The sequence below is a fragment of the Aeromonas sp. R4-1 genome (assembly GCF_040908325.1).
Lineage (GTDB): Bacteria > Pseudomonadota > Gammaproteobacteria > Enterobacterales > Aeromonadaceae > Aeromonas > Aeromonas veronii.
Window position 1 is genome coordinate 55,816 of sequence record NZ_JBFODM010000079.1, and the last position, 8,165, is coordinate 63,980.

The 8,165-nt window shown below is 58.7% G+C and carries 6 protein-coding genes; all 6 read left to right on the forward strand.

Going from position 1 to position 8,165, the window contains the following annotated elements; all coding sequences use genetic code 11:
- Position 1: 1 nt before the first annotated feature.
- On the forward strand, positions 2-2,809 hold the full coding sequence (gene sucA, locus AB5Y90_RS14830) for a 2-oxoglutarate dehydrogenase E1 component (protein ID WP_005333548.1): 2,808 nt from the start codon (positions 2-4) through the stop codon (positions 2,807-2,809).
- Positions 2,810-2,844: 35 nt separating this feature from the next.
- Positions 2,845-4,035, forward strand: a complete 1,191-nt coding sequence (odhB, locus tag AB5Y90_RS14835; protein ID WP_058056922.1) for a 2-oxoglutarate dehydrogenase complex dihydrolipoyllysine-residue succinyltransferase — start codon at positions 2,845-2,847, stop codon at positions 4,033-4,035.
- Positions 4,036-4,206: 171 nt separating this feature from the next.
- Positions 4,207-5,373 (forward strand): ADP-forming succinate--CoA ligase subunit beta, encoded by a 1,167-nt coding sequence (gene sucC / locus AB5Y90_RS14840; protein WP_005361097.1) that lies wholly within the window; start codon positions 4,207-4,209, stop codon positions 5,371-5,373.
- Positions 5,373-6,245, forward strand: a complete 873-nt coding sequence (sucD, locus tag AB5Y90_RS14845; protein WP_005333542.1) for a succinate--CoA ligase subunit alpha — start codon at positions 5,373-5,375, stop codon at positions 6,243-6,245. The genes sucC and sucD overlap by 1 nt, the downstream gene beginning before the upstream one ends.
- 668 nt (positions 6,246-6,913) lie before the next feature.
- On the forward strand, positions 6,914-7,105 hold the full coding sequence (locus AB5Y90_RS14850; RefSeq protein ID WP_307896689.1) for a hypothetical protein: 192 nt from the start codon (positions 6,914-6,916) through the stop codon (positions 7,103-7,105).
- 33 nt (positions 7,106-7,138) lie between these two features.
- Positions 7,139-8,165 (forward strand): ISAs1-like element ISAs1 family transposase (locus AB5Y90_RS14855; RefSeq protein ID WP_368166602.1); only part of this gene is annotated, 1,027 nt, incomplete at its 3' end.

Below are 8,165 nucleotides of genomic sequence, written 5' to 3' on the forward strand. Positions count from 1 at the left end.
AATGCATAACGGCGTGATGAAGGCCTGGTTGGAGTCATCTCACCTGGCTGGTGCGAATGCAAGCTATATTGAGGATTTGTACGAATCCTTCCTGGAAAATCCTGACTCCGTGTCCGACGAGTGGCGCAGCCTGTTTAGCGAGCTGCCCCAGGTCAATGGCCATGCGGTTGAACAACCCCACTCCCAGGTCCGCGATTATTTCCGTCGTCTGGCCAAGGATCCCTCTCGCTACAGTGCCCCCGTCTCCGATCCGCAAGTGGATGCCAAGCAGGTGCGGGTATTGCAGCTGATCAACGCCTTCCGTTTCCGTGGTCACCAGAATGCCAATCTGGACCCGCTGGGCCTGTGGCAGCGTGAAACCGTTGCCGAACTGGATCCCGCGTTCCACAACCTGCAGGGCGCAGATATGGAGGCCACCTTCAATGTGGGCTCCTACGCCATCGGTCGCGAGACCATGGTGCTCTCCGACCTCTACGCCTCGCTGAAGAAGACCTATTGCGGCTCCATCGGCGCCGACTACATGCACCTCACCTCCACGGAAGAGAAGCGCTGGCTGCAACAGCGTCTCGAATCCATTGAAGGGAAGGGGAGCTACACCCTCGAAGAGAAGACCCGTTTCCTCGAGAGCCTGACCGCTGCCGAAGGGCTGGAGAAATATCTGGGCGCCAAGTTCCCGGGAGCCAAGCGCTTCTCGCTGGAAGGTGGCGACGCCATGATCCCCATGCTCAAGGAGCTGATCCGTCGCGCCGGTGAGCAGGGCTGCAAAGAGGCCGTTATCGGTATGGCCCACCGCGGTCGCCTCAACGTGCTGATCAACGTGCTGGGCAAGCGCGCTCAGGATCTGTTCGACGAGTTTGCCGGCAAGCATGGCGAATCCTGGGGTACCGGTGATGTGAAGTACCACATGGGCTTCTCCTCCGACTTCGCCACCCCGGGTGGCAACGTCCACCTGGCGCTGGCGTTCAACCCCTCTCACCTCGAGATCGTCAACCCTGTGGTCATCGGCTCGGTCCGTGCCCGTATGGATCGTCGCGGTGACAAGGATGGCTCCAGCGTGTTGCCCATCACCATTCACGGTGACTCGGCCATGGCCGGTCAGGGCGTGGTGGCCGAGACCTTCAACATGTCCCAGACCCGTGCTTATGGTGTCGGCGGGACGGTGCGCATCGTCATCAACAACCAGGTTGGTTTCACCACCTCCTATATCCGTGACCTGCGTTCCACCGAATATTGCACCGACATCGCCAAGGCGGTGCAGGCGCCGGTGCTGCACGTCAACGGGGATGATCCGGAAGCCGTGGTGCTGGTGACCCAGATTGCCTTGGATTACCGCAACACCTTCAAACGCGACGTGGTGATCGAGCTGGTCTGCTACCGTCGTCACGGTCACAACGAAGCGGACGAGCCGAGCGCCACTCAGCCGCTGATGTACCAGAAGATCAAGCAGCACCCGACCCCGCGCAAGATCTACGCCGATCAGCTGGTGGCCGAGGGAAGCCTCGCTCAGGAGCGGGCGACCGAACTGGTCAACGAGTATCGCGAAGCGTTGGATCGCGGCGAGCGGGTGAGCAAGGAGTGGCGGCCGATGGAGTTGCACTCCGTCGACTGGACCCCTTATCTGGGCCACGACTGGAACATGGCCTATGAGAGTGCCGTGCCGATGGATCACCTTAAGAGCCTCGGCGAGCGGGTGAGCCAGTATCCGGCCACTCACGTGCTACAGCGTCAGGTCGAGAAGATTTACGAAGACCGCCGTCTGATGGCCGCTGGCGAGAAGCTGGTGGATTGGGGCTTTGCCGAAACCCTGGCCTACGCCACTCTGGTGGACAAGGGTTCCCGCATCCGCTTTACCGGTGAAGACTCCGGCCGGGGCACCTTCTTCCACCGCCACGCCGTGCTGCACAGCCAGACCGATGCCAGCACCTACACTCCGCTGTGCAACCTGCACGACGAGCAAGGCCCGTTCGAGGTGTATGACTCTGTGCTGACCGAGAACGCGGTACTGGCCTTTGAATATGGTTACGCCAGCGCCGAGCCGGCTGGCCTCACCATCTGGGAAGCCCAGTTCGGCGACTTCGCCAACTGTGCCCAGGTAGTGGTGGATCAGTTCCTCTCCTCCGGTGAGCAGAAGTGGGGCCGGATGTGCGGCCTGACCATGCTGCTGCCGCACGGTTACGAGGGGCAGGGCCCGGAGCACTCCTCCGCCCGTCTGGAGCGTTATCTGCAGATGTGCGCCCAGCACAACATGCAGGTGTGCGTGCCCTCAACCCCGGCGCAGGTGTTCCATATGCTGCGTCGTCAGGTTGTGCGCCCGATGCGCCGTCCGCTCATCGTGATGACCCCCAAATCCCTGCTGCGCCATCCGCTGGCGGTGAGCAAGCTTGAAGAACTGGCGGAAGGTACCTTCCAGAACGCCATCGGCGAGATCGATGCGCTGGATCCGAAAGCGGTCAAGCGGGTGGTCTTCTGCTCCGGCAAGGTCTACTACGACCTGCTCGATGCCCGTCGCAAGGCCGAGCAGCAAGATGTGGCACTGGTGCGAATTGAGCAGCTCTACCCCTTCCCGGAAGAGGAAGTGCGCGCCATTCTGGCTGATTACAGCCACGTCACCGACTTTGTCTGGTGTCAGGAAGAGCCGCAGAACCAGGGCGCCTGGTACTGCACCCGTCACCACTACGATGGCGTGCTGCCAGCCGGAGCCACCCTGCGTTATGCCGGTCGCCCCGCGTCAGCCTCACCGGCCGTCGGTTACATGTCTGTCCACGCCAAGCAGCAAAAAGCCTTGGTGGAAGATGCCCTTACCCTGTAAAGCCTCTGGCATAGAAGTAAAAAGGAACTGATTGGATGACTATCGAAATCAAGGTACCGGATCTGCCGGAATCAGTGGCCGATGCCACTATCGCCACCTGGCACAAAAAACCGGGCGATCTGGTCGCCCGTGACGAAGTGCTGGTCGACATCGAGACCGACAAGGTGGTGCTGGAAGTGCCGGCACCGCAAGCCGGTGTGCTGGGGGATATTCTGCAAGGGGAAGGGGCGACTGTGTTGTCCCGTCAACTGATTGCCATCCTCACCGCCGCCCCGGTGGCCGGTGAAGAGACCAAGGAGAAGCCGGCTGAAGCGGTGGCCGATGATGGTGCCGATGGCTTGAGCCCCTCGGTGCGCCGCCTGATTGGCGAGCACGACATCGACGTGACCAAGCTGACCGGTACCGGCAAGGGCGGTCGCATCACCAAGGATGATGTGGAAGCCTTCATCAAGGCCAAGAGCCAGCCTGCGGCAGCCACACCGGTCGCAACTGCAGCCCCGGCAGCCAAGGTTGCCCCGCTGGGTGGTCGTACCGACAAGCGGGTACCGATGACCCGTCTGCGCAAGCGCATTGCCGAGCGTCTGCTGGAAGCGAAAAACACCACCGCCATGCTGACCACCTTCAACGAGGTCAACATGAAGCCCATCATGGATCTGCGCAAGCAGTACGGCGAGATCTTCGAGAAGAAGCACGGCATCAAGCTCGGCTTTATGTCCTTCTACGTGAAGGCGGTGGTGGAGTCCCTCAAGCGCTATCCGGAAGTGAACGCGGCGCTCGATGGTGATGACGTGGTTTACCACAACTACTTCGACGTCAGCATCGCCGTCTCTACCCCCCGTGGTCTGGTGACGCCGGTGCTGCGCGACTGCGACAACATGAGCTTGGCGGACATCGAGAAGGCCATCAAGGATCTGGCGGGCAAGGGCCGTGACGGCAAGCTGACCGTGGATGAACTGACTGGCGGCAACTTCACCATCACCAACGGTGGCGTGTTCGGCTCCCTGATGTCCACCCCGATCATCAACCCGCCCCAGAGCGCCATTCTGGGCATGCACAAGATCCAGGATCGCCCGATGGCCGTTGACGGCAAGGTCGAGATCCTGCCGATGATGTATCTGGCGCTCTCCTACGATCACCGTCTCATCGACGGACGCGAATCGGTAGGCTTCCTGGTCTCCGTCAAGGAGCTGCTGGAAGACCCGACCCGTCTGTTGCTGGACGTCTAAGCCTGTGGCACCCGGGCAAGGGGTTTGCGCCCCGAGCCGGATGTGCTGCTGGACGTTTGAGTAATACCCGAGCGATTGAAAGATAACGAGGGGCCGCCCAGGCCCCCATTCACAGGGGATTGAGAAACACCAGCCCCGGACGGAAATACCTACAACACGGATAGAGCATCTATGAATCTGCATGAATATCAGGCAAAACAGCTGTTTGCCGAGTATGGCCTGCCGGTCTCCGAAGGTTATGCCTGTGCTACCCCACAAGAAGCGGCCGAAGCGGCCGACAAGATTGGCGGCAATACCTGGGTCGTCAAATGCCAGGTACACGCCGGTGGCCGCGGTAAAGCGGGCGGCGTGAAAGTGGCCAAGAGCAAGGACGAGATCCGTGCTTTTGCCCAAAACTGGCTTGGCAAAAATCTGGTGACCTACCAGACCGACGCCAACGGCCAGCCGGTCACCAAGATCCTGGTGGAATCTTGCACCGACATCGCCAAAGAGCTCTACCTGGGCGCCGTAGTTGACCGTGGCTCTCGCCGCGTGGTCTTCATGGCCTCGACCGAAGGTGGCGTGGATATCGAGAAGATCGCTCACGAAACCCCCCATCTGATCCACAAGGCGGCCATCGATCCGCTGGTGGGTCCGCAGGCTTATCAGGCCCGCGAACTGGCCTTCAAGCTGGGTCTGGTCGGCGATCAGATCAAACAGTTCACCAAGATCTTCATGGGTCTGGGCCAGATGTTCCTGGATTGCGATTTCGCGCTGCTGGAGATCAACCCGCTGGTGATCACCGCGCAGGGCAACCTGCACTGCCTGGATGGCAAGATCAACATCGATGCCAACGCACTGTATCGTCAACCCAAGCTGCGCGAGATGCACGACCCGTCACAAGATGATCCCCGCGAAGCGCACGCCGCCCAGTGGGAGCTGAACTATGTGGCCCTCGATGGCAACATCGGCTGCATGGTCAACGGCGCGGGTCTGGCCATGGGCACCATGGACATCGTCAACCTGCACGGCGGCAAGCCGGCCAACTTCCTTGACGTCGGCGGCGGCGCCACCAAGGAGCGCGTAACCGAGGCGTTCAAGATCATCCTCTCCGACAGCAACGTCAAAGCGGTGCTGGTCAACATCTTTGGCGGTATCGTGCGCTGCGACATGATCGCGGAAGGCATTATCGGTGCGGTCAAGGAAGTGGGGGTCAAGGTGCCCGTCGTGGTCCGTCTGGAAGGCAACAACGCCGAGCTGGGTGGTATCAAGCTGGCCGAGAGCGGCCTCAACATCATTGCGGCCAAGAGTCTGACCGATGCCGCGCAGCAAGTCGTCAAAGCAGCGGAGGCCAACTGATGAGCGTACTGATCAACAAGGACACCCGAGTCATCTGCCAGGGCTTTACCGGCGGTCAGGGTACTTTCCACTCCGAGCAGGCGCTCTCCTATGGTACACAGCTGGTGGGCGGCGTCTCTCCGGGTAAGGGCGGCACCACCCATCTGGGCCTGCCGGTGTTCAACACCGTCCGTGACGCGGTCGAAGCGACCGGCGCCACCGCCTCCGTCATCTATGTGCCGGCGCCGTTCTGCAAGGATGCCATCCTGGAAGCGATCGACGCGGGCATCAAGCTGATTGTCACCATCACCGAAGGCATCCCGACGCTGGATATGCTGGACGTCAAAGTGAAGCTGCAAGAGACCGGCGTACGGATGATCGGCCCCAACTGCCCGGGCGTGATCACCCCGGGTGAATGCAAGATCGGCATCATGCCGGGCCACATTCACAAGCCGGGCAAGGTGGGCATCGTCTCCCGCTCCGGCACCCTGACCTACGAAGCGGTCAAGCAGACCACTGACGAGGGCTTTGGCCAGTCCACCTGCGTCGGTATCGGTGGCGACCCCATCCCGGGCTCCAACTTTATCGACATTCTGGAGATGTTCCAGAACGACCCGCAGACCGAAGCGATCGTGATGATCGGCGAGATCGGCGGCAACGCCGAGGAAGACGCGGCCGCCTATATCAAGGCCCACGTCACCAAGCCGGTGGTCTCCTATATCGCCGGTGTTACTGCCCCTCCCGGCAAGCGGATGGGCCACGCTGGCGCCATCATCTCCGGTGGCAAGGGTACTGCCGCCGAGAAGTTTGCCGCGCTGGAAGATGCTGGCGTGAAAACCGTCCGCTCCCTGGCCGATATCGGCAAGGCCCTGCGCGAAGTCACCGGCTGGTAATTCCCGTTAGCCCGTTATCTCTAATAAAAATGCCGCCCGATGGGCGGCATTTTTTATGGGTTTTAAAGTGGTTTGATTTAATCAATCATCGCGATTCAGGCGCTAAACGAATTTTATTACAGGAGACCAGAAACAGTGTGGATACTAAAATAGTCTGCGATTTGAACTTGTCAGATTGATTTGTTCCTTTACCCATTGCATCGAGTGACCTGTTTGTGGGTAATGCTAAAAGTCATGCAAGGATGTCAGTGAGATAACGTAGTGTCAGGAGGACATAATGATTTCACGTATTTTGGGAATTGGCTGCCTTACCAGTATCTGCTTGCCAACAGCATGGGCGGCGGATTGCCCGAACAGGCAACCGGGGCAGCATCTAGAGTTTCTTGGGCGTTCGGCTGACAATTCGGTATCACTATGGCTTTCAAGTCCAGGTTCCGGGGGTAATTTTCGCCTCTCTGCTCCCGGGGTATCTGAAATCGATAGTTGGAATGCAAACCGCGCGTCGTTGCACTTGAGTGTCTCACCTGTAGTACTTGATGACCTTAACGGGACTCACAAACTGGATCTCCTCAATGCGGATGGTTCTTTCAACTGCTTCCTCGATTCGAGAAACCAGAACAATCCGGTATTTCCAAATATTCCCCCGATCGATGGGGGAGACAGTAACGGTGGCACTGGTGGAGGAACCGGAGGTGGTGGCGGCAGCAATGGAGGAAGTGGTGGCGGAACCGGCGGTGGGGGTGGCGGCAATGGTGGAACTGGTGGCGGAACCGGCGGTGGGGATGGCAGCAATGGTGGTAGTGGTGGCAGGGCGGGATCGCACTTTGTTAATGAAATTTGAACAGGCAGATCGTCTGTGATCTAATCGCGTCTCCATGCAGGAGGCACGCGCTATGACGTTGATTGAACACCTTACCCTTGTCGAAGAAACTCGCTCTGAGATCAATCGTAAACATAACCTGGTTGATGTCATGTTCCTTGTCATCAGTGCCATCATGAGTGGTGCCGAGGGCTGGAATGACATCGAAACCTATGGCGATTCAAAGATCGATTGGCTCCGTCAGCATCGCCCCTTTGCCAACGGCATCCCGCGGCGTCACACGGTTGCCCGCATTCTGCGCTGCATTGTCATCGATACCTTGCTTGAAGCGTTGCTGTGCTGGGTCAATGAACAGCGCACTCATCAGGGCAAACCCATCATTGCCTTTGATGGCAAGGTGTTACGCGGCTCCTTTCGGGGAAATGCCAAGGATGCGCTTCAGTTGGTCACGGCTTACGATACCGAAAATGGGCTGGTGTTAAGCCAGAAAGCAACCCCTAACAAGAAGGGGGAAATCGAAACCGTCAAAGATATGCTGGACATTCTTGAGCTAAAAGGAGCCGTTGTCACACTCGATGCGTTGCATTGTCAGCGTGAGACACTGGAGAAAATCAGCGAGAAGAAGGCTCATGTAGTGGTACAGGTCAAGAATAATCAACCGAAGCTGTATCAAGCGGTTCAATCGCAATTCCAGTCACTGTTTGACGCCCAGAAAGAGAAGATTGTCGTCGAGCACAAAGAGAGTGGACATGGCCGCCAGGAAGAGCGTTATGTGTTTCAATTAAAAGCCAAATTACCGCCAGAGTTGACGGAGAAATGGCCGACAATCCGCAGCATCATTGCCGTTGAGCGTCACCGCAGCGCCAACGGAAAAGGAACGGTAGATACCTCTTACTATGTCAGCTCGTTATCCCCCAAGCACAAGCTGCTAGGGCACTATATACGGCAGCACTGGCGGATAGAGAACAGCCAGCATTACATTCTTGATGTGGTGTTCAACGAGGATGCTTCCAGGATAGCGATGGAGGATGCGGTCGAGAATATGGCGCTATTCCGGCGGTTCGTATTGAATATCGTAAAACAGAGCAATTGTGGTGCTC

What these genes read in the sequence shown, in the direction of transcription:
- sucC (WP_005361097.1), top strand. Translation starts at nt 4,207, where the DNA reads ATGAATCTGCATGAATATCAGGCAAAACAGCTGTTTGCCGAGTATGGC.
- sucA (WP_005333548.1), top strand. Translation starts at nt 2, where the DNA reads ATGCATAACGGCGTGATGAAGGCCTGGTTGGAGTCATCTCACCTGGCT.
- sucD (WP_005333542.1), top strand. Translation starts at nt 5,373, where the DNA reads ATGAGCGTACTGATCAACAAGGACACCCGAGTCATCTGCCAGGGCTTT.
- odhB (WP_058056922.1), top strand. Translation starts at nt 2,845, where the DNA reads ATGACTATCGAAATCAAGGTACCGGATCTGCCGGAATCAGTGGCCGAT.